Below are 25,136 nucleotides of genomic sequence, written 5' to 3'. Positions count from 1 at the left end.
CGAGTATAGAATAACCAACTATAATCCTTTATTTATATTTAGTTCAGACAATCGTAACTATTATTCAGGAGAACGCCATATATACACCCCCTCTAGCTCGTTTGATCGAGCAATTACAACTTTTACCTGGAGTTGGTCCAAAAACCGCCCAGAGATTAGCTTTACATTTAATTAAAAGACCAGATGCAGAAGTTAAAGCTTTAGCTCGAGCTTTAGTCGAAGCAAAACAACAGGTTGGATTGTGTAAAGTTTGTTTTCATCTTTCAGCAGAGCCTGTATGCTCTATCTGTAGCAATTCCAATCGCGATCGCTCGACTGTCTGTGTCGTTGCTGACTCTCGCGATACCATTGCTCTAGAAAAAACTAGAGAGTATCGCGGTTTGTATCATGTTTTAGGAGGCGTTATTTCTCCTATGGATGGAATCGGTCCCGAACAACTCAATATTGAAGCTCTAGTCAAGCGAGTTACCAGTCAAAAGATCGAAGAAGTTATCTTAGCGATTAGTCCTAGCGTGGAAGGGGAAACCACTACTCTCTATCTCAATGGTCTGTTAAAGCCATTTACTAGAGTAACCAGAATTGCTTTTGGCTTGCCAATGGGGGGCGATCTTGAATATGCAGATGAGGTTACATTAGCCAGAGCTTTAGAGGGAAGAAGGGAGTTAGATTAAAACCCCAAATTTCGTACTCGATGCAATTAACGAGTAGAAAGTAGAAAGGTAAGAGGTAAGAGGCAATAACAATTTTTCTCCCCTTTGCCCCGTAACCATACTTCCTACTTGCTTATGACTCCCTAGTTGCTCCCTGCTTAAACTGGTTGCTAACCACGCTAACTAATAAGTCTCTAGGAAAAAATCTCGGTAGATTGACAATTAACTGATTGCCGATACCACCAGTTACAATCGTAGACTGCTGTTGTTCTAGAGCTTTAAAGGTTTCAGCGACTACTGCTTCAGGAGAGTTCATCGTCCCACCATTCATTTCTCCCATTGAGTCGGGAAAAGCGGCACGGTCGTAAAATTGAGATTCAGTAGGACCAGGACAAACTGCCAGAATTCTGACACCGCTATCTTTATTTTCTGCCCAGATTGCTTCTGTAAAATTGAGAATGAAAGCTTTAGTCGCAGCATAAACAGACATATAAGGTACGGGTTGAAAGGCAGCAATTGACGAAATATTGACGATCGCACCTTTACCCCGTTGTTTCATTGCTGACAGAAATAACCCCGTCAATTCAACTACTACAGTATTGTTGAGTTGGATCATCGTTAATTGCTTTTCTAAAGGGCGATCGCTAAATGCGCCATAATCCCCAAAACCTGCGTTATTGATTAACAGATCTATAGTCAGGTCTTTGACAGCTATCTTATCGAATAAACTCTTTCCCGCTGCTGGTAAGGTAAGATCTAGGGCGATTACTTCTGTGGCAATCGCATATTTATCTGCTAGTTCTGTCGCCAACTGCTGTAGTTTATTTTGGGATCTAGCAACTAAAACTAAATCGATTTTTTTTCTAGCTAATTCTCTGGCAAAAGCTTCTCCAATTCCAGAAGAAGCACCAGTCACTAAAGCGGTTTTCATTCTCTATCTCAGTCTCGTCATTTTGTTAAGAATTGTAACTCAGAGCAATCGGCGATAGGTAGTTCTCAAGAAGTAATATTATCTAGATTTAGCTCGGTGCGAAAATTTAAGCCTAACTCGAATCGCAACTTAACAAGGGTTACCAATAATTCTAATAATTCTAAAACCCGCTCGATAAAAAGGATGAGCTAAATTCGGTCGCTCGACTACAGTTAAAGTAGGAGATCGAGCTATTAAGATTTGGGAGCGTCGAAGAATTCCATCTTTTGATAGATTAATTCTGCAGGCGGTAAATATCTTAGGGATAGTCACTCGACGAGCGTCAGAGCTACTCTTTTATAAGAATAGGAAATTTCTTGTTTTCCTCAAATTTAAGGTTGAGTTAGTAAAATATCGGCAAATTTTCCAGGACGACCGAGATGATATCCCTGAGCATAATCTACTTTAAGATCGCGCAGAGTATCCAAAATATCTTGATTTTCCACGAACTCGGCTACAGTTTTCAAACCAATTACCTGAGCTAAATTATTAATTGCTTCTACCATTGCTCTCGACACTTTATCTTGGTTTAAGGCTTTAATAAACGAGCCATCAATCTTCAAAAAGTCTACCGATAAATTTTTTAAATAAGTCAAAGAAGACATTCCCTTACCAAAATCATCAAGAGCAAAAGTACAGCCAATATTTCTCAGAGATTTGATAAAATCGGACACTTTATTTAAGTTAGAAATAGCTACTGTTTCGGTGATTTCAAAACAGAACAGTTCGGGGTCAAGATGATAATCTTGCAGCTTGGTTAACAAAAAATTGAGAAAATTTTCGTCGTTTAACGACGCACCTGAAAGATTGATCGAGAAGCGATGATTTTCCCATTGGTGGCGATCGTAACTAGCTAATGTTGCCAGTAAGTGTTCGATTACCCAGGCATCAATATTAGGCATCAAAAAATTGCGGTTAGCAATATCTAAAAATCGCTCGGGTAAAATAACTCTGTTTTTATCGGTTAACCTTAACAAAATCTCAAAATACTGTTTGCGATCGTCCAAATCTAGAGCAGTAATTGGTTGAGCATAAAGACTGAACAAATTTTCTTGAAGAGCTTGACGAATTCGCTTGCTCCATTGAAGTTCGTATGCCTGTTTGGATTTAGAACTTGAAATATTGTCTTGATAGACGGCGATACAGTCTCGTCCACGATTTTTAGCGGTGTATAATGCCTGATCGGCTGCTTCAATCAGTAGAGCGGGATTGTCTTCAGAGTTGGGAAAAGTATTGGCTACTCCCACACTTAGAGTTACTACTGAGTTTACTGTTGAATTAGTGTGAGGAATATTTAGTTCTTTGATTTTAGCTCTGATATTTTCGGCAACTTCAATCGCTCCCCGAAGGGGAGTATGAGGCAAAATAACGGCAAATTCTTCCCCTCCATAGCGAGCTACGATGTCAGCAGGTCGTTTAACCACAACAGAGATGGTTTTAGCTACTAAACGCAAACATTCATCTCCTTGTTGATGACCGTAGGTGTCATTGTAAATTTTAAAACAGTCAACATCGCACATCAGCAAAGACAGAGAAGCAGGTATCCTAATCGCCCTGCGCCATTCAAGATTGAGTTGACGCTCGAAATAACGACGATTAAAAATTTTAGTAAGGGGATCGCACATCGCCAGTTGTTTGAGTTGTAGATTAGCTTGTTGTAGCTGTTTGTATAGTAGACCTTGTTCGATCGCGATTGCTAGCTGTGTTGTCAGACGCTGAAGTAAATCTATTTGCCCTTCTTGCCATTGTCTGGCAGAACTACAATCGGCAACTAGCCACCCCCATAGCAGATTAAAGTTTTCTAGATTGGCGGTTTTGTCGATCGCAATCGGGATAATAAACTGTAGTTGCGACTCTGTAGTTTCCGCTCTGTTGGAGCACTCGCAATGTTTAATGGCATAGGTTTTGCCTGCTAAATAGCGGCGATACTGTTGTTGGTTGGGACAAATGCGCTCTAAAGTAATTGGTAGTAAACTCGTGGCTAGATTACTAGCGATCGACTGAGCTTCTATACAAATTTTGCCCCGATCGAGCGCGACTAAGGACAGGCGATCGCAGTTTAAAAAATGCAAAATTTCATCTGTAGCGGTTTGAAAGATCGATTTTAGATCTAGTGTCTGACGAATGCGCTTGGTAATATCAAAAAGTAGCTTTTGTTTTTTAGCTTCTGTTGCCAAACGATAATTTAAATTTTGAAGCGTGAGATGAGTACAAATTCTTGCCAGTAGTTCTTCGCGGTCGATCGGTTTGGTAACATAATCTACCGCACCCAGTTTAAAACCCTCTACTTTAGTATTGGTTTCTGATAGTGCGGTCATAAAAATGATTGGTATATCTTTAGTGTAGATATTAGTTTTTAAATGACGGCAAGTTTCAAATCCATTCAGCTCTGACATCATAATGTCTAACAGAATTAAATCCGGTAAAATCAACTTAGCAGTTTCAATTGCTATTTTGCCGCTTTGAGCTACCAAAACTTTATAACCAGAATCTTTAAGATATTTAAATATAAGTTGTAGATTATTAGGCGTATCATCAACTAAAAGAATTGTTTTTTCCTGCTTAAAATCTACTAAGGTAGCCATATAAATATTCTTTAATATTTATTTTAAAATTATCTACCCAGTTTTAACTTATTTTATTTCAAGTTTGTAATGGGTTAAAACACTAGTTTTCTATCGGTGATAATAGTTATAAAACAACTAAGTAAGTGTAATTAATTAAGTTAAAATACTGAACCTAACTAATTATCTGAAGTCATCACCGAGATCGAGCTTTTAAAAGCCTTTAAATCTGACAGTTTAAATTCCAATCGCGATCGCTAAAGATTTGGTGCGTACAATTAGAGTGCGATTCTCACACTAAAAATTAATTACGATTCAAATCGAACACGACTGTAGCCCGACGAACACCTGCTTGGCTTCCCTGGCTGCTAAGGGCGATCGCTTTTAAGTGAGCGAATAATGACTGCGCGGCTAGTTCGATCGCTTTGACGATCGGCAACTCTCTTTCGATAATTGGTTTGCCTTCGGCATAGTTGATGTAAAAATAGCCATCGTTATCAGTGGGTAAAGAGGCGACTATTTTTTGAAATTCTGGGTTAGATAAAAAAGAATCTCGGCGATCTAGAGCCTTAGCGATCGTCTCTAATGAGTCGGCTAAAAGAATGTATTTATCGCTTATAGTGTGCGCCCCCTTTACTTCTGCATTGAGACTTACCGAATTGGATTTAGCAGCAGTTTTTAATTTTGTCCAAGCGGTAACATCAGTCTCGCCGACGGGAAACTGTCCTACGCTCAACCCTTGTTGTTGGGCGATATTATCTAAGTGGGCGATCGCCTCTTCGGTAATTTCTCTGGCAGTATTTTCGGCGACAAATAGCCAACCCAGATCCTCGGACTCTGGCGCATCAACTAAAGCTAGGGCATATTCACCTTTTACCCAGGCAAAAATATCTTGAGCTAAATCGATCTGTAAATGAGTTTCAATACTAGCTACGAGTTGATTTACCAACTGTGCCAAAGGAGTTTGAGGATTTAAACCCGCCAGAATTTTTTGCCAAAAGTCTGCTAAATCGGTTCCGGCGATCGCGGCAATGTTATCACTGGGAAGATAAGCTAAGGCTTTTACGGGTTCGCTCAAAGCAGGAGTGCGATCGTTTTCACCTTTAACTCCAATTAATGCGGTTTCGGCAGCTACGCCCGCCCGTTTAACTGACAAGGTTGCCGTTAGGGTTTGTTTATCTGTAGTTTCGGGGACGGCAGCTCGATCGAGCCAAGCGGACGTTCCTGGAAGATTGAGATACGCCAGTCCGATCCGGGGTTGAACGATGGTTTTTAAGGCGGCTTGATAAAAATCAGCTCGTTCTAAATTGAGAGCGACGGCTTGAGCATTGTCGATCGCTTTCCGCAATACTTCGGCATGATTGGCAAACAAAACGAAATCACCAACTACAGCATTTGCCCAAATAGTGGGGTTAACTTCAGGAGACAGAGAACGTTGAGAGATAATGTTAACTCCCTTGTATTTTTCAAACACTAAATCGAGCGATTCGGCGAGTGCTGCTTTAGAGAGAGAAATTTGTAAAAATTCTTTGGCTAATTCTGTATCTCTAGTAGCCGTGGCTAATAAATATCCAGGCTGAACGCCGTTATCAGCATTGCGATCGTAGTCTAAAGAGGTAATTGCTAGGGTGATTTCTTCTCCCAGCCAGGGTTTAATATCGCGCCGATAGTCTAATCCCGTCGGCGCTAGTAAATTAGTTTTTAATTCGTCCCATTCGAGACGCGATTGTCTTCTCTTGTTTATTGGTACTGATAGTTGTCGCAGCGCGTCTAGTTTTTCAGGATTGACTAGCAATGAAATTGCCGCAGGAGCTTGTTTGGGAATAAAGACTGTTGCTTGAGGATAAGTTTCTACTCCACCAGCTAATAAGCTTAGAGGACTTCGACCGAGTATCCAAAAAAGACCGATCGCCGCGACGAGAAAAATCGCGATCGCTCCTGTGGCTAAAATCGTGAAAAAAGAACGGGGTTTCATTAAACAGTAACAAATACTAGCGATAGTAGCTGGAAACAATCTTAATTTACTATATGTCGGTCATAATAATTAGTTTTTGTCGCTAGTGTGTTGTTAATACAATTGGTTTATAACAATCCCCAGCAAAATGAGAGTTTGCCAACCAGCAAGTAAATAAGTAATAATTATGTTTTATAGTTCGAAAATTCCTGAAATCGATGTTAGTGAATTGGCAATGCGTTTGGCAAGTGCAGACCAATCTTTACAATTAATCGATGTTAGAGAAAGAAATGAAGTGGCGATCGCCTGCATTCCCGAATTTGAAGTACTACCTTTGAGCGAATTCGAGCAATGGTCGGATAACATTTTAACTCGTCTCAACCCGGAAGCAGAAACCATCATCATATGCCACCATGGAATGCGTTCGGCTCAAATGTGTCAGTGGTTAATGGCGAGAGGTTTTAATAAGGTAAAAAATGTTACGGGAGGTATCGATGCTTATTCTCAACTAATAGATTCAACTATAGCTCGCTATTAACAAGTCAGCAGGCGATCGCCAGAGTTTTAGAGTTTTTTATCTCCGACATAGACATAATTTTTTTACCAAAAAACTTAGGATATTGATATTGTTAAATAATTCGTTCGAGCGATGGCTCATCTACCCGATCTGAATACCAGATATCAGAACATACTTAAAGCCACAGTAAAACACTATATCGCTACAGCCGAACCAGTAGGTTCTAAAACCTTAGCGGAGGAATACGACTTGAACGTTAGTTCGGCGACAATTCGCAACGCGATGGGACGTTTGGAAAGTGCGGGACTATTATATCAGCCCCATGTTTCTGCCGGACGGATTCCTTCGGATTTTGGTTATCGGATCTATGTCGATCGCCTGCTGGTAAGGGATGAAAATATCAGCAAAATTATCGCTCGCTTCTTGGAACAGGAGCTACAGTCAGAAAAAGGCAACTTTGAAGCCTTGCTACAAAGAGCGACGAAAATCCTGGCGGCTTTAAGTGGCTATATTGCTCTAATTACCTTCCCTCAAAAACTCAACACTACCATCCACCATTTGCAGTTAGTGCGGGTTGCTTCGGGTCAAATCATGCTGATTGTGGTTACAGATTCTTATCATACCCAATCGATTTTAATTGAATCTCCCTTTAGTGAAGAAGCAATTGAGGAAGAAGTAATTAGAAGTGATTTACAAATCTTATCTAACTTTCTCAATCACAAACTCAAAGGGCGATCGCTTGACAAAATTGCCGCGATCGACTGGGGAGAAATCGACCGCGAATTTCAAAGCTATACAGATTTTCTCAAAAAATTAGCGGAAGCAATACAACGCTCTCTCAAACCTTCTACTTTCAATCCAATTGCCATTCATGGAGTTGCCGAAATTCTGCGTCAGCCAGAGTTTTCTCGACTAGAACAGGTACAAACCTTACTCTATCTCTTAGAAGAGAAGCAAGAGCAGCTTTTACCCGTTATTTATACTTTTCCCGACCTAGATCGTCAAACCGAGCGAGTTACGATTAAAATTGGTGCGGAAAATCCTCTCGAACCGATGCAAATCTGTACCTTGGTATCGGCAAACTACTATCAAGATCGTCTACCAGTCGGAAGCGTTGGGGTACTCGGTCCGACGCGAATGCTTTATGAAAATGCGATCGCTTTAGTGGAAACTACTGCCGACTATCTTTCCGATACACTTAAATAGATCTTTCGAGCACGATAATTTTACTATTTTCTAATGAATAGCCCAATCGAGCGCGTTCGCCTTTCTAAAACTGCTGAAGACCAATTAAACAAACTCAAGCGCAGTACTAAAATCAAACAGTGGAATATTCTGTGTCGATGGGCGTTATGTCGTTCTCTAGCCGAAGCTAGTATTCCTTCTGCGGTGAAGATTAAGACCGATAGTAAAGTAGAAATTGCCTGGAATGTGTTTGGGGGAGAAATTGCTGATATATTATTAATTGCTCTCAAACAGAGATGTGCTAGTGATGGCTTGGGAACTGACAGAGAAGTTCTCAAACAACAATTTACCCTGCATCTGCATCGGGGCATCGCTTACTTAGCCGGAGATCCTACAATTGAAAATATCGAAAATTTAGTAGCGATCGCTATTGGGGATGTTTGATAAAAATAGTTTTAATCGCTTCATTTTCAACTATTGTTCTTCACCGCAGGCTTTGGAAGTCATTCCTGTTATTTTACGAAAATATTTTCCTAAATGACTCTGACTATTAAAACCACATTCTAAAGCGATGTCTGCAATAGACATATCTGCTTTTTTTTAATAAACGTTTAGCTCGTTCGATTCTCTGTTGCATCACATACTGATGGGGAGATGTTCCTGTTTATTGTTTGAATAACTTACTGAAGTGAAATTGAGTTATTCCGATATATGATGCTAAATCTTCTAGTTTAATCAAGCGCGTGAGATGATTATTAATGTAATCTGTTACTTGAAGCAAGAGGAGATCGCTATGATGTCACCGAATCGGTCAATTTTTAAGACTATTAGCCAGAATACAGCTCTAACGATAGCAATAATAGTCGCTACCGTTGGAATTTGGATGCCAACAGCCGTAGCTAATTCTTCAGCAAGCGAAGTCAAAGTCAGTTTGGGAAACGAGCAAGGGGAATTAAAATTCTTTCCCAACCACATTAAGTTGAAAACGGGAAAGCAATACAAACTAATGTTAGATAATCCTAGTCCAGAAAAACACTACTTTACGGCTAAAGATTTTGCCGACGCTAGCTGGACGAAAAAAGTGGAAGCTAGTAAAGTAGAAGTAAAAGGAGCGATCCACGAACTGGAATTAAAACCAGGTGCGGAAGCTGAATGGTTTTTGACTCCCATGAAACCGGGTAATTATGAATTACATTGTTCGATTGAAGGTCACGCTCCAGCGGGAATGGTAGGACAAATCATCGTTGAGAATTAAAGATAGAAGTCGCGATCGAGCATTATCCTTAGATCGATTTATTTAACTTCAGTGCTGTAAAAATTAATCGGGTTTGTCAAATAATTTGTATCAGGAAGAAATACCTATAAAGAAAATCTCTCTTCAAATTCGATAGCAAATCGATGTCTTGGTGCGCGTTCCCTAGATGAGTAAAACTCATAGAGGTCGCACCGCTTAATACACTCAGGAGTTACGCAGTTGGTGGGAGAGTTAACCAAGGAGAGGACAAATAGGAACGCACTGCCTCACGTATAATGCTAGTTTTAGCTTCATACCAACTGATGCCCGTGTTGAACCATTGGATTTCTAGGCGTAGGAAGGCGCGAATAGCTAAACCAATATGGTTGCGCTGTGCACGAGCGGAACGAACTTGTGCCCGCTCAACGCCACAACATTGTTTTAGCCCTCGGTGATATTCCTCGATCGCCCACTCAAACTCAGCATACTGTAGTCGACGAAGAGGAGTCATCTGAAGGTCGTTGGTAGCCCAGTAATCAATGTCACCGTCTGTAGCAACTATCTTGAAGACTTTGATTCAGCCATAACCTTTGAGATGAACGATCGTCCCTGTTTCACTTAAATCAACTTCATCCACCCGACGATTGCCAAGGCGCTCGGGATTGACCAACCGATTACGCTTCAGTCGAGTCAGCCAAGTCCAACCATAACTACGAATTAGCTTCAGATTATCTAAGGCACTGAACCAGCTATCAAACGCCACACAGCGCAGTATAAAGTCTCGCTCTCGTACCGTTTGTAGCATGGCGCGGAAGTGGTCGTTTTTTGTAGCACCATCAACTGCTTTCTCATAAAGTCGGTAGTCGCAGGGAATGTGTTTATCCCCATTTGTCCAGAGCATGGTTGTCAGATTGATGCCTTTGACTACTCGTCCGTGTTTGCCCGACCACTGCCAGCTAACCAATTCCATTTTTTGGGCATACAGCTTGTTCAACACTGAATCGTCTACAACCAAAATACCTTCTTTGAGCTTGACCAATCCTCTCGCTTCATCCCATAGCTCCTCTACGTTTGGTTCCACGCGATGTAGTAAGCGAGTAATAGCATCATGAGCTGGTGGTTCTGGCTGTTTTGGTTGCACTCGCTCAGCTTCTCTACAACTGTAAGCTTTCTGAGTAGCAATCAGGAAGTTGATATATTCAGTAGCTGTGTATTTTGGTGGGTTCTTGCCTCCTTTTTATCGCATTTCTTCTTCAACTGCGTAACTCCTGGGGGGATTAAAACGAATTGCTACCAAAGCTGCCATATAAAGCACACAACGAATCTTAGCCCTTCCGCCCCAAATTCTTCGTTTGCCACGAAATTTGCCGCTATCTTTATTCAAAGGAGCAACACCAACTAAATAAGAAATTGAGTTATGGGAAATTTTACCTAATTCTGGTAAAAATGAAATAAGAGTTACAGTTACGACTTCCCCAATTCCAGGTACGCTAGTTAACAAATCTAGTTTCTGCTTCCAGTCTTCGTTGATGGCGATCGCCGATTTAAGTTGTGATTTAATTTCTTTAATTGGAACGAGTTTGCTAATGCCTACTTCATCATTTGTTACTTGAAATAGTTTTCCTTCAGGACCTACATAGATATCAAGATATTTTTGACAGACATCGTCTTGGTGCGCGTTCCCTAGCAGGCTCTGCCAGGAGCGAATCGCTTCTTTAAATACAGATGAAGCGATTCGGCGCAGGTGCGCCCTGAAACCGCAGCGGGGTCGCACCGCTATTCCTACCCACTGTGTTTCACTCATGAGTTTGCTTCACTTTTAGTGAGATTTTACAATCGTTTTGACTCTCGCTCATCTGACTCTTCCTTGCAAAGATACGGGTTTCAATACCCTGGCGATTGTTTGAGTTGGCTTGAGGAGAGAGAAATTGTAGTGACCCAGCTTTAACACGGTTTTAATTAACCAAGGGTAAGACGGTCTACTACTTTCTCTAAACTATCAGGATTCAAGATCCTCAATTCAAGATACAAGGGCAAGGGGCAAAGGGAAAACGGATTTGGCTAAAACTCCAGTTCTCTATATGGACGCGGTTTAAAGCAGAATTAACTCTGTTGCGATTGAGTAATCCTAAGAAGCTAGGAGCAGGTATTGTGGCAATAACACCCACTAAGATCGCGGTAACCAGCATTTCTATGAGAGTGAAACCAGTATTTCGTTGAAGGACGGGACAAAACGATATTAGCAATAATAAATAGTAGTTAACTTGTTGGTTAGTAACCGAGCCATTGTGAGCTTCCTACCACGGCCATCGACCTTCAATTAAACGTAAGACAAAACCCTCCGCCTTTTCGTAGACCAGCACGACGAAGTTTATCCCGCGTGTTGTGGCTTCACGATGCCAAGTAGGTGTAAAATCTTTCATATGCGGCAGGTTTATAAGTAGGTAGACAGAATTAAATGCAAAATAACAAGAGTTAGTAGTAGAAGTAGTAGATCGCCCAAAACCTTTATTAATCCTGTCTCCTGTGCCGAGGCGATAATCGATAAACCCGACAGCTACATTCGGGAACTAAATCAGAATAGTTTAGGCTGGCAGAATAAGATTTAAGTTTAGTATGTACTTACTTATAGCTTTTCGGTAGTCCCAGGGTGCTCGGTGACTACGATTCCAAACTCCCAACCTTTCTTCTCTACTAAATCTTCCGCAATCGCATAATCTTTTTTAGTCGAACAGTTATCCGAATATTGTTGGTAGTGCCAAGCATAGGCATCTCTGAGCATCTGAACGTTTAAATTAATGGCTGTGCTTCTAGAATCTTTGACATAAACCTCTGCTACAGTACGCTCGTATTAGTCTTTCTCAACTGAGACTAAAAGTAATTCACCATTTCTCAACTCAACCTTCGGTGAAGTTTTTCCAGCGGACTTTACTGGCTACTTTATATCAGTCATAAAGGGCATCGTAGGCATCGCCATAAAATAAACAGTAATCTCGGATAATTTTTCGACTAAAATTGGTATTTCATGATGGTTTCTGTAGTAATCTTGTTTGATGTGGAAAAACCTCTGTTGCTGATGAAAATGTTAGGCACGAGAAAGCTATCTGTTATGAACATAGATCGACGGTAACTGAAGATGAAACGTAGAATACAAAGACTAACTCATTTTTCTGGCTGGTTCGTTATTTTGGTGGCAATATTAAGCAGGGGAATTCCAATTTCTCTGACGACTGAAGCGAGCGCTCAAATTAGTCAAACTGATGATGCTAGATCCGAAAGAGCGAAAGAAGCTCGACAAGTCACTAAAGAATTTTTTGACTCCCTCGTTGCGGGAAACTTTTCTCAGACTAGAGAGTATCTTAGTCCGAGTATCAGAGAATATATTTCTGCTGCAGACATACAACAGCAATGGCAAAGAATATTGGATACAAAAGGAGCTTTTGTTAAGTATAGCAAGATCCGTCCGATGAATGTTTTCTCCAATAACTATACGGTTTTGGTAACTGCTAATTTTGAAAACTCGATCCCCGATTTTGTGGTAACTTTAGATCCCAATTTGCAAATTACTGCCGTTGACTTTCTTCTTATAGGAAACAATCAAGCCAGTGCGGAAGAGTTTGTCGGTGCTTTAGCTAATAGTCAATATGGAGTAGCGAGGAGTTATCTTACTCCCGACTTAAAAAAGAAATTGTTGCCTGAAACTTTAGAGCAACGCTGGCAAGAGATTATAGAAACCACAGGTCCTTTTGAGAGTCTTGCTAACTCTAGAGTAGTGGAAAATTCTGGTTCCGATATCGTGATAGTGGAGCTAGATTTTGAACGAGAGACTCGTAGCTTCGCACTTTTTTTTAATCCTTTAGGAGAAATAGTAGGAGTGGATTTCCCTCAGTCCTCAAATTTAGAATAAATTCTCTGACAAATTCTCATTATCTTGATAGCAGTAAACTCGATCGCGTTTGCTGCGACACGTGAGGCACGATAAGTTCTGAAAATTGAATGATGTAGATTGGTTAAAGGGCAAGGGAAAAAGGTAGATTTTTCCAATTGCTCGATTTCTTCAAATTGTCTCCGAAAATCTTTCGTAGAACTGACGTTACGACACTTTTTGACTATGGAATAGCTTATTCGAGCGATTCAAAAGAATTAAAAAAGGCACTCGCCGCCGGAGAAAGCTCACCCTCCTCTGACTGACTCGCACCCAGAATATAAAGTCTTTCATCAATTAGGTAGACTCTGAAAGTAATGGTTTCTCCCGAATCTTGTAAGCGCAATTGTCTACCGGGATATTCGTCATAAGTTATCGGTTGTTCATCTATTAGCTCAAAAGCGGTATTGTTAACGATTCGCTCTCGTAACCCTACTAGAATAGCCTCTGGGTTTTCTAACTGAGCCGTAGTTAGTTCTTGCTCCGAGTAGGCAACGACAAATCTGGAAGATTGGGGATTAGTAGCCAAGACTTGAAACTCAATAGTTCCGACCTCAGTTTCTAAAGTTTTTGTTTCTGCAGTAATGGTACCGCGAGGTGCCCAAACACTGAAACCTCCTTCTTGAGAAACGAAATGTTGCCAGCTTTGTTCCTCTCCTTCAATACTCAAAGCAGGTTCGGGGGCTTGACGCTCAAATCGCTCGATTTCCTGCTCGAACTGCTCATCTCCCTGCTCGAAAAAATCGGGGCGATCGAACAATAAGGCAAGAGCAGGAGTGGCGAAACTAATAATAGTGCAAGTAAAGATAGTACTCAATGATAATCGATTCATCATATAAAAGGACTTGTTATTTCAAGAACAATTTTAAGAACACCTTTTAACAAATATTATTTGAAAGATTCACATATCGACGAATCATATTACGAGAGAGTAGTACTTTCTGCCTAGAAAAAACTCGGTGTTATAGCTTATCACGAATCTAGGTGAGATTAATTGTACTGACCGTAGAGTTCTTGCAGGCGAAGATTAATTTGTTCTCGTTGCTCGACTGTCAACTCACTGCGAATCGCCATCAACTCTTCAAAAAGCAAATTGCTTAGTTGTTGTCTGACCCGAACAACTTCTTGGCGAGCAATCCGAATTTCATCCGCCGAAGCAGTAGGATCGGTAGTATCTCTTAAATTCTGTAATTCTTGTTGAAGTTCCTCAAATGTACTGCGAATTTCTGGTCGGTAACTGTCTAAAATTTCCTGAATCTGCTCTTTTTGTTGCTCGGTAAGCTCTAGGTTGTCGATAAACTCTTCTGGCGATGTTGGTTGTTGTGATTGAGCTAGAAGTCGAGCACCTATCTTATCTTCAGTTTCTGTCATAGCTACATTAGCACCACAGATTAAAGCTAAGCTCAATGTAATTGCAAAAAGTAAAGCTAATTTTTTTTTCATTTAGATTCCTCACGAAAATAATTTAACTGAAAAAACGACCATATCAATGTCTAGAATCAGCCTCAGTACGGATACTTTATTCATTGTAAGTACTGATGTAGATTTGCCATCTCGGCAGTCTAGAGATGCTAAAGTAGTTTACTCGATTTATTTTACTCAACTGAGAAAAGCGATAAAAAGCTAAATTAACAAATTTGTAATTTGGAAAATTTACTCAAATTGTATTATTAAGTAAGCTGGCTCAATTTAATGGTGGCTAGATTTAATTTAATGTCGTGGCATCTAAATCATTCCTGAAAAATAACCAATGTCTAATAGCGAGTTTTATGATGATCTTCGCAGCTTAAATAGGATTGCTATATGAAGAAAAAATTATCCTTTTGGCTACCGCTTGTTTTCGCTGCTGCTTTCGGACAGTTAGCGATTCTTCCCGCTAGAGCAGAATGGCAATATACTGAATGGGGCATGAGTGTGGAAGAAATCAAACAGGCTTCTGACGGAGTTGCTGTTCCCGTGGAAAATCCCCAAACGACCGATAATGGACAAAAAACTCTGTTAAAAACCGATTGGAATTCGGGTTCCTATCAGTTTGAAGTCTTATTTAATTTTATTGGCAATCAACCCCAGCTATCTGAGGTGGTTTTGATACCTCAAGGCAATACTGAAGGACTCGTCGATGAGCTCAAAAAGAGGTTTGGTGCTCCGACTCGTGCTGTAGGAGAACTGCGGAGAACTTCTAAGTCCCCTAGTTTTAGCTTGGTCGATAGCGAAACTTTCACTCGCCCTGCCAATCCTCCAGAAAGCGACTCGCCACCAATATCCGTACTCGTCGAGTGGGAAACACCATCTGATTTTATTCAACTTATTCGCCAGAGTCCTAGTGATGCAATGATTCGCATCCAACCCGTACAGCAGTAAACAATCGATCGCCTCCAAAGCTATCAATGTCTGCAATCTCTCTTGCTTCACTGCTCAGACAAGCCTTTGTCTGTAATTTTTACTGCATAAATTCTATAAATTTGTAAATATAATGCGAAATACGAATGGGTAGTGCCGCCATCAATTTAAACTAATCGTATTAAATTTGAATTTTGAGTAATTGTTTTTACTTTCCAGACGACTAAAATAGTTTGCTATGAAAATTTTGTTAGTCGAGGATGATGCTTACACTGCCGAATTTCTCTCGGCTACACTAACTGGGGAAAGGTATACCATCGATCTTGCTAGAGATGGTCAAACAAGTTTAGAACTAGCTAGCCAGTGGCAGTACGATCTTGTTTTACTCGATGTGATGCTTCCTCAACTCAATGGGATTGTTGTCTGCAAACAACTGCGTTCTCAAGGCTACCAAATGCCTATTCTGCTGCTTACTGCTAAGAATTCTACTCATGATATTGTCAAAGGCTTGGATGCAGGAGCTGATGATTATCTGACTAAACCTTTTGAACCCTCGCAACTGCTGGCAAGAATTAGAGCATTATTAAGGAGGAGCAAAAATCCCGGGCTTACTTCGCGATTAACTTGGGGTAAATTGACCCTAAATGCGGTTACATTGCAAGTTACTTATGATGGACGGGAAATAGAATTAAAACCGAGGGAATATAAACTATTGGAGTTGTTTTTATTTCATCCCCGACAAACTTTCAGTCGTAATACCATCATCGATCGCATTTGGACGAGCGATAATTATCCGACAGAAGGAGCGGTAACCAATCTAATCAAAGATTTGCGACAGCGGTTGAAAAAAGTTGGTATCGTTGAGGAAGTAGTCGAAACAGTCTTTGGCATCGGATATCGCTTGAAACCTGCCCCCAACTGCCAGACAGAAAAGAGACAATCGGGAATTGTGGCGATCGCTCAAGCATCATCATGGTTTAGCTCGACTTTGGAACGAAGAATTGGACTCTTAGAAGAAGTGGAGCGGGCAATACTAACCAATACTCTAACCGAATTGCAGCGAGAGCGAGCAAGAGATGAAACTCATAAGTTAGTCGGAGGATTGGGAACATTTGGCTATGGCGAGGGAGTGGCTTTTGTCAGACAGATGGAAGAACTATTAAGTAGGACGGACTACACAGAAGCAACTGAAATTGAGGATTTTTCGCGGCAATTGGCATCTCTCAAGCAGTTTTTGTCTCAAGCTAAGTCTGAACTGTCCGAGCGAGGTTCGACTGGTTTAATCCCCAGCGTACAAATAGCTATGAACGCAGGTTACGAGTTTCCAGTCTCTACCGAACACAAAAAACTAACGAGACAACCTCCAGTAGCTACAGTATTAGTCCTTAGCGATCGCTCAAGTTCTCCAAACTTCTTCAGTCAACTATTGCAGCCGAAGGGTATTAAAGTGGTCGATCTCACCAAACCCAGTGAGTTGTGGGATACTTTATTTTCCGTGTCGTCCAATTTACTGCTGCTAGACCTAGATCTACCTAAATTTAACGGGATCGAGTTTTGTCAAGAGGTTCGTTTCCATACTGATTATGAAAATCTACCGATTTTGGCGATTACGGCTCAAACCGATCGCCAATATTTGCAGCAGGTATTTGCCGCAGGAGCGAATGACTTTATTAGCAAACCGATTCTCGGTCCCGAACTAGTCAGTCGAGTAGTCAATTGTCTAGAACGATTACCCCAGCAAAAATTGAGTTCGGGAGAATCTGTTGCTACCAATACCGATGCTCTAACTCAACTACCAAATCGCCATTGTTTAGAGTGCCATCTACATCAAGTCTGGCGACGGTCGCTACAACAACAGTTACCCCTAGCTCTGATCCTAGGCGACATCGATTACTTTCAACTCTATAACCTTTGCTATGGCTATGCAGCAGGCAATATCTGTTTGCAACGACTCGCTGCTGCCTTGGGGCAATGTATGCCCTCGTCGAGCATGGTAGCTCGTTATAGTGGAAAGGAATTTGCCATTCTCTTACCGGCAACTAATTTGGATAGTGCAGTCAGTTTAGCCCAAAAGATACAACGGAAGATTGCCAAGTTAAGTATCGTACACGAGCGATCGAGCGTTAGCGATCGCGTGACCTTGAGCCTGGGAATTGTCGGCACCGTACCTATATCGAATACGAGTGTCGGAGCGCTAATGGATACGGCAAACCAGGCACTACAAGCGGCTAAATGGAGAGGTGGAAACACTTATTGTTTGTACCCTTTATGAATCAGCAGCGTCCTTTAGCTAAAATCCCCCTGGCAATGTTGCTGACCATTCCTTTTGTGCTTCAGCTAGTGGGAGCAGTAGGTCTAGTCGCCTATTTATCTAACCGCAGCGGACAGCAAGCTACCAATGCCTTAGCCAGCGAGCTAATGAATCAGGTATCAGTAAGAATCGCCGAACGACTTGAATTGTACCTACAAACTCCCCACCAAATAGTGGAACTAAATCGAGTAGCGGTAGCAAAAGGAGAACTAGACGTAGCAGATTTTGACAAACTAGAGCAGCATTTTTACCGGCAATTACAAATCTTTCCTTCCCTCACCACCCTTAGCTTGGGCAATTATCAGGGAGAAGTTTTAGGAGTCGGTCGCGATCGCCATGGAGTTGTCACTACACCCAACGCGATCGCTATCTGGGATAAGCGAGGCGCCGCACCCGGAACGCGGCGCTTTTACCAAGTTGACGAGGAACGCAATCGTCTAAAAGTACTGCATGTCACTCCCAATTTCGATTCGCGCCAACTTATATGGTATCGTACTGCTCTACAAGCCGGCGAACAAACCTGGACTCGAGTTTTTCCTGCCCTCAATTTACCTGTTGCTGTAATTTCTGCGGTAACTCCCGTCTATCTAAACGGCGAATTGCAGGGTGTGTTTAATTCCGATTTACCGCTAGAAGATGTGAGTTTATTTCTGGATTCTCTGGATTTTTCGCCATCAGGTCAAACGTTTATTATCGAGCCAACGGGAGAATTAATTGCCAGCTCTAGCCAAGAGCGACCCTTTCGCAAGCAAGGAGAGCAATTGATACGACTGCGGGCTGTCGATAGCAAGAATCCCTTAACTCGTGGCGTAACTCAAGCAGCGATCGCCCGGTGGGAAAACTTAGAGCGAATTCAAACCAGTCAAAGATTTAGTTTTCTGCTCGACAAACAGCGTCAGTTCGTCGAAATCGCACCATACCGTAATCCTTATGGACTGAATTGGCTAATCGTCACGGTCATTCCCGAAACCGACTTTTTAGCAGACATCCAAGTAAACAACCAGCGAACTCTACTGCTCTGCGGACTGACACTGTTATCGGCGACAATTACGGGAATTTGGACGACACGGGCGATCACTACTCCCATCTGCCGCTTACAGCAAGCCGCAACAGCAATTAGCGAAGGACAGTTAGATCGACCAATTAAAGTTGGTGGAGTCGGCGAAGTCAGCAAGCTGGGCATCGCCTTTCAACAGATGGCGCAGCAGCTTGAGGCTACATTTAGCTCTCTGCGAGCTAGCGAAAGCAAATTTGAAACTTTTCTGCACGATGTGCCTATTGGAATTACTGTCTTCGATCGAGACGGCAAAGCCGTATTAGTAAATCGAGCGGCAGCAGCAATTCTCGGACGCAGCGACATAGCAACTTCCTTATCATCTGATGATTTTATACGAGAGTTTCCGATTTATGTTGCTGGAACGAATCGCCACTATTCCCTGGAGAAATTGCCAGCAACCCGAGCTTTACAGGGAGAATCTACTTTAGTCGATGACATCGAGATTGAAGTTAAGGGTAAGCGCGTACCTTTGGAAGTAAGTACTATTCCTATTTTTGATAAAGCTGGCAACGCGATCTATGGGATTAATGCCTTTCAAGATATCAGCGAACGTCGTCAGTCTGAAGAACTACGTGCCAAATACCAGCGAGAATTGCAACAGCAAGTTGTCCAACAAACCGAAGCTATTCGGCGAGGAGAAACACTAAACCGAGCTATTGTAGAGGCACTGCCCGATCTAATAATTCGGATGCATCGTGATGGTACGTATCTCAATGTCAAGCCAACTAATTCTTCCCTCGATACAGTCTCGGCTACAACTGCTGGGCAAAACATCCGCACCATTTTGCCTCCCCAAGTGGCACGACAATCGCTCGGGCTTGTTGAAGCAACTCTGCAAAGTGGAGAAATCCAAATTGATGAGTTTCCCATGTTGGAAAACGGACGAATTGTTTGGCAAGAGGCACGAGTAGTACCACTGGGGACAGACGATGTTCTGATTGTGATTCGGGATCTGACAGAACGCAAAAGAGCAGAGCTAGCACTTCAAGAGAGCGAAGAACGGTTTCGCAATGCCTTTGAAAATACGCCGCTCGGCACCGCCATCGTCGATCGCAACGGCAAGTTTCTCAAGGTAAACGCTTCTTTGGGTAAGATTGTCGGTTACTCAACGGCAGAATTACTCACGGCGACTCTGCAAGATATTACCGCTCTTCAAGATCGAGAACTGATTTTGGAGATTAGACAACAGATGTTAGCGGCTAGCACTCAAGTTACCCAAAGAGAAATCTGCTGTCTCCACAAATGCGGCAATACCGTTCGCTGTTTTCTCAGCTTATCTCTAGTGAAAGATCGCAACTTCAAGTCCCTTTATTTTATCGCTCAGATTCAAGATCTTAGCGATCGCGACAGGTTCGACCGACTCCAAGATGAATTTATTTCTATCGTCAGTCACGAACTTCGTACTCCCTTAACCGCAATTAGGGGAGCTTTAGGACTGCTCAATACTGGGTTTTACGAGGATAAATCCGAAACGGCAAAAGAACTATTACAAATTGCCCTCAACAACAGCGAACGTATGGTTTGTCTGGTCAACGATATTCTCGATCTAGAGCGGTTAGAGTCGGGGAAATTGAAGTTAGACAAGGAAACGTGCCAGATAAAAAACCTTCTCCAGCAGGCAACCGAGTCCGTCAAGCTGCTTGCCGAGCGAGCCAAGATCGAGCTGGTAGTTCGTCCCTTTTCTTACCAAGTATTCGCAGCTCCCAATGTGATCGTGCAGACCTTAACTAACCTGTTGAGCAATGCAATTAAATTCTCTCCCCCAAGTTCTACTATCTGGCTGACGGCAGAGTTGGTTACTGAGGGTTCGTTATCGATTCGAGAGCGAGCCGAATTAGCAACTCTAGAGGAAGGACGAAAGGCAATTCTGTTTCAAGTCAAAGACTGCGGACAGGGTATACCAGCAGATAAGTTATTAACTATCTTTGACCGTTTCCAACAGGTCAATGCATCTGACTCCCGTCAGAAAGGAGGTACGGGATTGGGTCTAGCTATTTGTAAAAGTATCGTCGAACAGCACGGCGGACGTATTTGGGTTGAAAGCGAGTTAGGACGCGGTAGTACATTTTTCTTCACGTTACCATTGTGGAGCCATGAGTAAACGGGTACTGATTGTTGACGACGAACCGGAGATACTCTTTGTTTTGCAAAGAGTATTTGAGGACTTTGCCGGTTGGAGAGCATTAACAGCAAATTCTAGTGCCGAAGGGTTATATAAAGCCAGAACAGAACCGATAGATAGTATTATTCTCGATGTTTCGATGCCGGAAATGGATGGATTTCAGTTTGTCGAATGCCTACAGTCCAATTCCGAAACCCTGGCTATTCCCGTCGTCTTACTCACGGCAAAGGTAACGCCGAGCGACCGCGCCAAGTTCGCAACTATAAAAATTGCTGGGTTCATTCCTAAACCATTCGATCCGATGACGGTCTGGACTCAGGTTGCAGATATATTGGGATGGATCTCTTAGATTTGTGTATAAATTTCTTATTTTTTTATTCTAAATATTTTAATTAGGGACTTCTGCTCCTAGGTTTCGCTAACTAGAAACTAAGGCTGAATTCCACAGCCATAAGCCATGAGGTTGCGACTGTCGAGTCATCTTCGAAGCAATCTCTATGAAGCCATGCAACTCAATAGTCATGACGAATAAATCTATTTTACTAATTGATTTTGAATTCGACGTTCGAGAGGTTTTGCGTCATTGCTTGAGTGATTTTGGTGGCTGGAATGTCATTTTGGCTTCTTCTGTTCGAGAAGGGCTAGCAAAGTCAACTTTAGAACCACCTGATGCCATTCTTTTAGAGGTTCGATTTCCTATAGAAGCTATTAGTTTGCAGTTGCTGCGAGAAATAAAACAGTCTTCATGGCGATATATTCCCATAGTTTTAATTACAGCCAAAGCCAAATGGTTGACTGCTCAACAGCTGCGAGAAATTGGTGTAGTAGGGGCAATCGCTACACCGTTCAATCCCGTCTCCCTTCCCACAGAGATTGCCAAGCTTCTCGGCTGGCAAAAAGCATAGATTAAAAATCTTTAAAACTACGAGATTATGGTGTCGACACTATATCCTTATAACTTTTTTATAAGTTCTTATTTCTCTCTTATTTCTTTGGTGTACTCTGCAAAATGATTGAGTCAGTTGTAACTAGAATTAAGTAAAATCTTTAAGCTATAAAGTCTTTATCGCCCTGATAGAAAGTATTTTGCTCGATCTCAACCCCAGACTCTCTCGCTTTTCTGGTAACGAAATAGAGGTAAATCATGTCAATTTTTAAAAAATGTTTTGCAGAATTTATTGGCACTTTTTGGCTCGTTCTCGGTGGATGCGGTAGTGCCGTCCTAGCTGGTGTATTCACGTCCGAAGAAAATGTAATTGGACAGGATACTTTTTTTCCTCTCGGCATTAGTTTTGTCGGAGTGTCTCTCGCTTTTGGTTTGTCAGTATTGACCATGGCATATGCCGTCGGACATATTTTCTGGCGGTCACTTCAATCCAGCCGTTTCCTTTGGTCTATGGGCGGGTAAGCGTTTTTCAGGCGGGGAACTGCTTCCCTACATTATCGCTCAGGTCTTAGGTGCGATCGTCGCTGGACTAATTATTCTCATTATTGCCAGTGGCAACCCTGAATTTAGTCTTGCTGGTTCCAATCCTCTGGCTACTAATGGTTATGGGGAACATTCTCCCGGTGGTTATTCATTGTTTGCCTGCTTGGTAACCGAAGTGGTTTTAACCTTTATGTTTCTGATTATTATCTTAGGAGCTACCGACGTTCGCTCGCCCGCAGGATTTGCGCCGGCTGCCATTGGGTTAGCTTTGACTTTGATTCACTTAATTAGTATTCCCGTCACTAATACCTCGGTTAACCCCGCTCGTAGTACGGGAGTAGCTGTTTTTGCTGGAGTAGAGTTAGTCGGACAGTTGTGGTTATTTTGGGTGGCTCCCATTCTCGGTGCCGTATTAGCTGGATGGGTATACAATACCGTTTTTGCCGAGCCGCGAGTGGTTAGGGAAACTACTCCCACAGTCGGAGAAAGAATTACTTAAAATTGATAAAATCTTGTCAAGATTTAAGTGTGCTCAATACCGAGAGTCTTTTTGCTTGCTCCCAATCTCTAGATTCTTGCTATTGTTCCGTTCAAAGTCTTGGGTAAGTGGGAAGTTGCTATTCCTGTAGTTGCGATCGCCAAATTAAAAATTAAATAGAATATTTCCGCCGGCGATCGCAGCAGTGAACCAGCTATATTAGCCCAAACCCAATCTTTAAAATCTTAAAAAGATTACTTTAAATTGGTAAACGCTGAATACTGCGGTTACTGCCAATGACCACCATAACTAGTCCTTTCCTTAGGGTTTGTTGGGGGCTGGGATTGGTAACGAACTTGTCTCCGTCACCAATAGCTAAGATGCTGATTCCATAGCGTCTTCTGAGTTCTAATTGAGCGATGGTTTTGTCGTGAAAAGCTTCTGGAACTAAAATCTCGACAATGCTATTTTCGGGATCTAACTCAAAACGCTCTAAAAGTGCGGGTTGACTTAAAGTTCTCGCCAAGGCACAACCAGCTTCTCGTTCTGGAAAAACCACTCGATCTGCCCCAACTCTGCGCAAGACTTTACCGTGAATTTCTGAAGAGGCTTTAGCTATGACATATTCTACTCCTGCTTCTTTGACATTCAGAGTGGTTATAATACTTTCTTGAAGATAATTACCGATCGCTACAATTACCGTATCGATTTCAAAAATACCAGCCTCTTTGAGAGATTCTGGTTCGGTAGAATCGAGCTGAACTGCATGAGAAGCAATTTTTTGCGTCAATACTTGCGTAACTAATTTCTCATCAATATCCGTACCCAAAACTTCACAGCCCATTTCATGTAGGGTTTGGCAGACTGCTCTACCAAAACGCCCCAAGCCAATTACGGCATACTGGCGATTTTGGCGAGAGGGATTGGTTAAAAAACTTAGAGATTTCAAATCTAATTTTTACCTGAATTAATTTCCGTTATTGACATTTTATTCTATGTTGGAGATTCAGCTTATCCCACCGATAGAGTATAGGAAACGAGTGGTTCTGGATTATTTGTCTTAAAGCTATGTACGGGGCAAAAAATAAAATAGAGAGTTGCAAAGTAATGCAGAAAAGGGGTTTGATGAAAAGTAACTACACTTTGGTTGGGTTTGAGTTCGCAGACACGCCATAAGGTGGTAATTCTTCTTTCAATTGGCGTTATGGCGATCGCTGGCGCTCTGAGGGTAAAAGCTTAAGAGTTTCGCGTTGCCAGAAAATGAGAGTTATGTAGTTAGAGAATCCAAGATAGATAATTATTCTAAAATAAATTTTCGTGCTACTTTTCAAGAAAGCTCTCTTTGGAGTGAATACTAAGACTCTATAGTTGCTTTAATTCTCATAAGTTCTAATTGACAAAATGGTCTTAATGAACAGAACACATGAGTAAGAATAGATTGCATTTTTCTTACTTGAAACTTAGATAATCCACATAGTTATTTCAAGGCTCTGTGATAAAATCTAATTTTTCCGGTGTATTTTGACTCTAATATCATTAGAAAAAATATATATATTGCTCTAGATTACATCGCTCAGTTGAAGGTTTACTCCGAAGCCTTATCGCTTTTCTCCTAGCAGCGATCGCTTATAGCCAGGATCGATCTACACAATTTCTCCCTTCTGTCAATGCGAAAGTTCTATAGTTGTAGTTCGAGCTGGTCAAAAAGTTACGCTTTTAAAACCAGTCTTTTTAATGTCTATCGATAATATCGTAAATTTATGGTTAACTCCACTGAGCCTGTCAGACAACTCCAACTTCGATAAGCTGAGGGGCAGAATTTGCCTCCAGTGCTGAATTTTGATTTAGCTCGGCTGGAGCCTTCTCATCGCCCATATATTGTCTTACAAGCTGATAGTTTTGTAAATCGCCTTGGCGCAAAAAGAGATTTATTGCTTGCCGAAAATCTCGCTCTGCATCTCGAGGGTTATTCAGCTTAGTGTAAACAAATCCTCGATTGCCATAGCCTTTAGCATGTTCTGAGTCAAGACGAACAGTCTGAGTGAAATCTGCCAGAGCTTCTTTCCAGTTGCCAAGAGCCGCATGAGTGTTACCTCGATTATAATAGGCTTCGACAAAATCCGACTCGAACTCAATAGCCTGGGAATAATCGTTAAGTGCCTTTAAATAATTTCCAAGTTCGAACTGAGCATTTCCTCTGCTATAGTATGCATGAGCAAATTTGGGCTTTAATTCGAGCGCCCGAGTGTAATATTCAATGGCAGTTTGATATTCTCCCTGAAAACGACATGAAACTCCTTTGTAGTAAATTCTTCGATGATGATTGAGAGCGTAAGCCGAGATGATAAAAGTAGTAATTGTAATTAAAGTAGTTAAAAGTGCGCTTAACATGATTGTAAC

General features: G+C 41.7%; 19 protein-coding genes and 6 pseudogenes. 12 read left to right on the top strand and 13 right to left on the bottom strand.

All coding sequences use genetic code 11. The annotated features are described in order from the left end of the window. The first annotated feature begins 20 nt into the window (after positions 1-20). Positions 21-671 (top strand): recombination mediator RecR, encoded by a 651-nt coding sequence (recR, locus tag ACLFKQ_RS01475; protein WP_448999429.1) that lies wholly within the window; start codon positions 21-23, stop codon positions 669-671. Between the two features lie 112 nt (positions 672-783). Here recR and ACLFKQ_RS01470 read toward each other — a convergent pair whose 3' ends face one another. From ACLFKQ_RS01470 to ACLFKQ_RS01460, 3 genes are all read right to left on the bottom strand, one after another. Further along, positions 784-1,581, bottom strand: a complete 798-nt coding sequence (locus ACLFKQ_RS01470) for an SDR family NAD(P)-dependent oxidoreductase (RefSeq protein WP_448998149.1) — start codon at positions 1,579-1,581, stop codon at positions 784-786. 371 nt (positions 1,582-1,952) lie between these two features. Then, the gene (locus ACLFKQ_RS01465; protein ID WP_448998148.1) at positions 1,953-4,205 is read right to left on the bottom strand and encodes an EAL domain-containing protein; all 2,253 of its coding nucleotides are present in this window, start codon (positions 4,203-4,205) and stop codon (positions 1,953-1,955) included. Between the two features lie 283 nt (positions 4,206-4,488). Next, entirely contained in the window at positions 4,489-6,159 is a 1,671-nt protein-coding gene (locus tag ACLFKQ_RS01460) for a DUF3352 domain-containing protein (RefSeq protein WP_448998147.1), read from the bottom strand. 166 nt (positions 6,160-6,325) lie between these two features. Between ACLFKQ_RS01460 and ACLFKQ_RS01455 the strand changes: the two genes are divergently transcribed. The 3 genes from ACLFKQ_RS01455 (at position 6,326) to dndE (ending at position 8,284) form a co-directional block, all read left to right on the top strand. Continuing rightward, positions 6,326-6,676, top strand: a complete 351-nt coding sequence (locus tag ACLFKQ_RS01455) for a rhodanese-like domain-containing protein (RefSeq protein WP_448998146.1) — start codon at positions 6,326-6,328, stop codon at positions 6,674-6,676. A 111-nt stretch (positions 6,677-6,787) separates the two neighbouring features. Beyond that, positions 6,788-7,861 (top strand): heat-inducible transcriptional repressor HrcA, encoded by a 1,074-nt coding sequence (gene hrcA / locus ACLFKQ_RS01450; RefSeq protein WP_448998145.1) that lies wholly within the window; start codon positions 6,788-6,790, stop codon positions 7,859-7,861. 33 nt (positions 7,862-7,894) lie between these two features. Next, positions 7,895-8,284, top strand: a complete 390-nt coding sequence (gene dndE, locus ACLFKQ_RS01445) for a DNA sulfur modification protein DndE (protein WP_448998144.1) — start codon at positions 7,895-7,897, stop codon at positions 8,282-8,284. Between the two features lie 30 nt (positions 8,285-8,314). Here the strand turns inward: dndE and ACLFKQ_RS01440 are convergent. Next, a pseudogene (locus ACLFKQ_RS01440) lies at positions 8,315-8,621 on the bottom strand (helix-turn-helix domain-containing protein); the annotation flags it as partial. Positions 8,622-8,633: 12 nt separating this feature from the next. Here ACLFKQ_RS01440 and ACLFKQ_RS01435 point away from each other — a divergent pair. Further along, the gene (locus ACLFKQ_RS01435) at positions 8,634-9,095 is read left to right on the top strand and encodes a cupredoxin domain-containing protein (protein WP_448998143.1); all 462 of its coding nucleotides are present in this window, start codon (positions 8,634-8,636) and stop codon (positions 9,093-9,095) included. A 211-nt stretch (positions 9,096-9,306) separates the two neighbouring features. On the opposite strand, the pseudogene ACLFKQ_RS01430 reads toward ACLFKQ_RS01435, so the two are convergent. The 4 genes and pseudogenes from ACLFKQ_RS01430 to ACLFKQ_RS01415 all read right to left on the bottom strand — a co-directional run. Then, a pseudogene (locus ACLFKQ_RS01430) lies at positions 9,307-10,269 on the bottom strand (IS701 family transposase). Between the two features lie 78 nt (positions 10,270-10,347). After that, positions 10,348-10,602 (bottom strand): annotated as a pseudogene (locus ACLFKQ_RS01425) (transposase); the annotation flags it as partial. Between the two features lie 487 nt (positions 10,603-11,089). Continuing rightward, on the bottom strand, positions 11,090-11,320 hold the full coding sequence (locus ACLFKQ_RS01420; RefSeq protein WP_448998142.1) for a pilus assembly FimT family protein: 231 nt from the start codon (positions 11,318-11,320) through the stop codon (positions 11,090-11,092). A gap of 380 nt (positions 11,321-11,700) precedes the next feature. Continuing rightward, a pseudogene (locus ACLFKQ_RS01415) lies at positions 11,701-11,913 on the bottom strand (thermonuclease family protein); the annotation flags it as partial. A gap of 297 nt (positions 11,914-12,210) precedes the next feature. On the opposite strand from ACLFKQ_RS01415, the gene ACLFKQ_RS01410 reads away from it, so the two are divergent. Next, a complete protein-coding gene (locus ACLFKQ_RS01410; RefSeq protein ID WP_448998141.1) occupies positions 12,211-12,981 on the top strand; it encodes a DUF3887 domain-containing protein in 771 nt (256 codons plus the stop codon). Between the two features lie 214 nt (positions 12,982-13,195). Here the strand turns inward: ACLFKQ_RS01410 and ACLFKQ_RS01405 are convergent, their stop codons facing one another. Continuing rightward, the gene (locus ACLFKQ_RS01405) at positions 13,196-13,834 is read right to left on the bottom strand and encodes a hypothetical protein (protein WP_448998140.1); all 639 of its coding nucleotides are present in this window, start codon (positions 13,832-13,834) and stop codon (positions 13,196-13,198) included. A gap of 155 nt (positions 13,835-13,989) precedes the next feature. Beyond that, positions 13,990-14,442, bottom strand: coding sequence for a Spy/CpxP family protein refolding chaperone (locus ACLFKQ_RS01400; protein WP_448998139.1), 453 nt, complete (start codon positions 14,440-14,442; stop codon positions 13,990-13,992). Positions 14,443-14,802: 360 nt separating this feature from the next. On the opposite strand from ACLFKQ_RS01400, the gene ACLFKQ_RS01395 reads away from it, so the two are divergent. From ACLFKQ_RS01395 to aqpZ, 6 genes and pseudogenes are all read left to right on the top strand, one after another. After that, positions 14,803-15,360 carry a hypothetical protein gene (locus ACLFKQ_RS01395; protein WP_448998138.1) on the top strand — a complete coding sequence of 186 codons (558 nt, stop codon included), beginning with the start codon at positions 14,803-14,805 and terminating at the stop codon, positions 15,358-15,360. Positions 15,361-15,577: 217 nt separating this feature from the next. Continuing rightward, positions 15,578-17,611, top strand: coding sequence for a response regulator (locus ACLFKQ_RS01390; protein ID WP_448998137.1), 2,034 nt, complete (start codon positions 15,578-15,580; stop codon positions 17,609-17,611). Beyond that, a complete protein-coding gene (locus ACLFKQ_RS01385; RefSeq protein WP_448998136.1) occupies positions 17,593-20,808 on the top strand; it encodes a PAS domain S-box protein in 3,216 nt (1,071 codons plus the stop codon). Before ACLFKQ_RS01390 ends, ACLFKQ_RS01385 begins: the two co-directional genes overlap by 19 nt. Beyond that, positions 20,801-21,178 (top strand): response regulator, encoded by a 378-nt coding sequence (locus ACLFKQ_RS01380; protein WP_448998135.1) that lies wholly within the window; start codon positions 20,801-20,803, stop codon positions 21,176-21,178. The genes ACLFKQ_RS01385 and ACLFKQ_RS01380 overlap by 8 nt, the downstream gene beginning before the upstream one ends. A 172-nt stretch (positions 21,179-21,350) precedes the next feature. Continuing rightward, the gene (locus tag ACLFKQ_RS01375; RefSeq protein ID WP_448998134.1) at positions 21,351-21,734 is read left to right on the top strand and encodes a response regulator; all 384 of its coding nucleotides are present in this window, start codon (positions 21,351-21,353) and stop codon (positions 21,732-21,734) included. Between the two features lie 239 nt (positions 21,735-21,973). Next, positions 21,974-22,757 (top strand): annotated as a pseudogene (gene aqpZ, locus ACLFKQ_RS01370) (aquaporin Z). Between the two features lie 238 nt (positions 22,758-22,995). Here aqpZ and ACLFKQ_RS01365 read toward each other — a convergent pair. The 3 genes and pseudogenes from ACLFKQ_RS01365 to ACLFKQ_RS01355 all read right to left on the bottom strand — a co-directional run bounded on the left by ACLFKQ_RS01365 (position 22,996) and on the right by ACLFKQ_RS01355 (position 25,127). Beyond that, positions 22,996-23,685 carry a potassium channel family protein gene (locus ACLFKQ_RS01365; RefSeq protein ID WP_448998133.1) on the bottom strand — a complete coding sequence of 230 codons (690 nt, stop codon included), beginning with the start codon at positions 23,683-23,685 and terminating at the stop codon, positions 22,996-22,998. Between the two features lie 408 nt (positions 23,686-24,093). Further along, positions 24,094-24,243: pseudogene (locus ACLFKQ_RS01360) on the bottom strand (IS701 family transposase); the annotation flags it as partial. A 275-nt stretch (positions 24,244-24,518) separates the two neighbouring features. After that, positions 24,519-25,127: a tetratricopeptide repeat protein gene (locus tag ACLFKQ_RS01355; protein ID WP_448998132.1), complete on the bottom strand. Its 609-nt coding sequence runs from the start codon at positions 25,125-25,127 to the stop codon at positions 24,519-24,521. Positions 25,128-25,136 lie beyond the last annotated feature (9 nt).

The organism is Myxosarcina sp. GI1(2024) (assembly GCF_053543375.1).
The sequence above is the reverse complement of the archived record's forward strand: the minus strand, read 5'-3'. Positions and strand labels throughout refer to the sequence as shown.

What these genes read in the sequence shown, in the direction of transcription:
- ACLFKQ_RS01470 (WP_448998149.1), bottom strand. Translation starts at nt 1,581, where the DNA reads ATGAAAACCGCTTTAGTGACTGGTGCTTCTTCTGGAATTGGAGAAGCT.
- ACLFKQ_RS01465 (WP_448998148.1), bottom strand. Translation starts at nt 4,205, where the DNA reads ATGGCTACCTTAGTAGATTTTAAGCAGGAAAAAACAATTCTTTTAGTT.
- ACLFKQ_RS01460 (WP_448998147.1), bottom strand. Translation starts at nt 6,159, where the DNA reads ATGAAACCCCGTTCTTTTTTCACGATTTTAGCCACAGGAGCGATCGCG.
- ACLFKQ_RS01455 (WP_448998146.1), top strand. Translation starts at nt 6,326, where the DNA reads ATGTTTTATAGTTCGAAAATTCCTGAAATCGATGTTAGTGAATTGGCA.
- hrcA (WP_448998145.1), top strand. Translation starts at nt 6,788, where the DNA reads ATGGCTCATCTACCCGATCTGAATACCAGATATCAGAACATACTTAAA.
- dndE (WP_448998144.1), top strand. Translation starts at nt 7,895, where the DNA reads ATGAATAGCCCAATCGAGCGCGTTCGCCTTTCTAAAACTGCTGAAGAC.
- ACLFKQ_RS01435 (WP_448998143.1), top strand. Translation starts at nt 8,634, where the DNA reads ATGATGTCACCGAATCGGTCAATTTTTAAGACTATTAGCCAGAATACA.
- ACLFKQ_RS01410 (WP_448998141.1), top strand. Translation starts at nt 12,211, where the DNA reads ATGAAACGTAGAATACAAAGACTAACTCATTTTTCTGGCTGGTTCGTT.
- ACLFKQ_RS01405 (WP_448998140.1), bottom strand. Translation starts at nt 13,834, where the DNA reads ATGATGAATCGATTATCATTGAGTACTATCTTTACTTGCACTATTATT.
- ACLFKQ_RS01400 (WP_448998139.1), bottom strand. Translation starts at nt 14,442, where the DNA reads ATGAAAAAAAAATTAGCTTTACTTTTTGCAATTACATTGAGCTTAGCT.
- ACLFKQ_RS01395 (WP_448998138.1), top strand. Translation starts at nt 14,803, where the DNA reads ATGAAGAAAAAATTATCCTTTTGGCTACCGCTTGTTTTCGCTGCTGCT.
- ACLFKQ_RS01390 (WP_448998137.1), top strand. Translation starts at nt 15,578, where the DNA reads ATGAAAATTTTGTTAGTCGAGGATGATGCTTACACTGCCGAATTTCTC.
- ACLFKQ_RS01380 (WP_448998135.1), top strand. Translation starts at nt 20,801, where the DNA reads ATGAGTAAACGGGTACTGATTGTTGACGACGAACCGGAGATACTCTTT.
- ACLFKQ_RS01375 (WP_448998134.1), top strand. Translation starts at nt 21,351, where the DNA reads ATGACGAATAAATCTATTTTACTAATTGATTTTGAATTCGACGTTCGA.
- ACLFKQ_RS01355 (WP_448998132.1), bottom strand. Translation starts at nt 25,127, where the DNA reads ATGTTAAGCGCACTTTTAACTACTTTAATTACAATTACTACTTTTATC.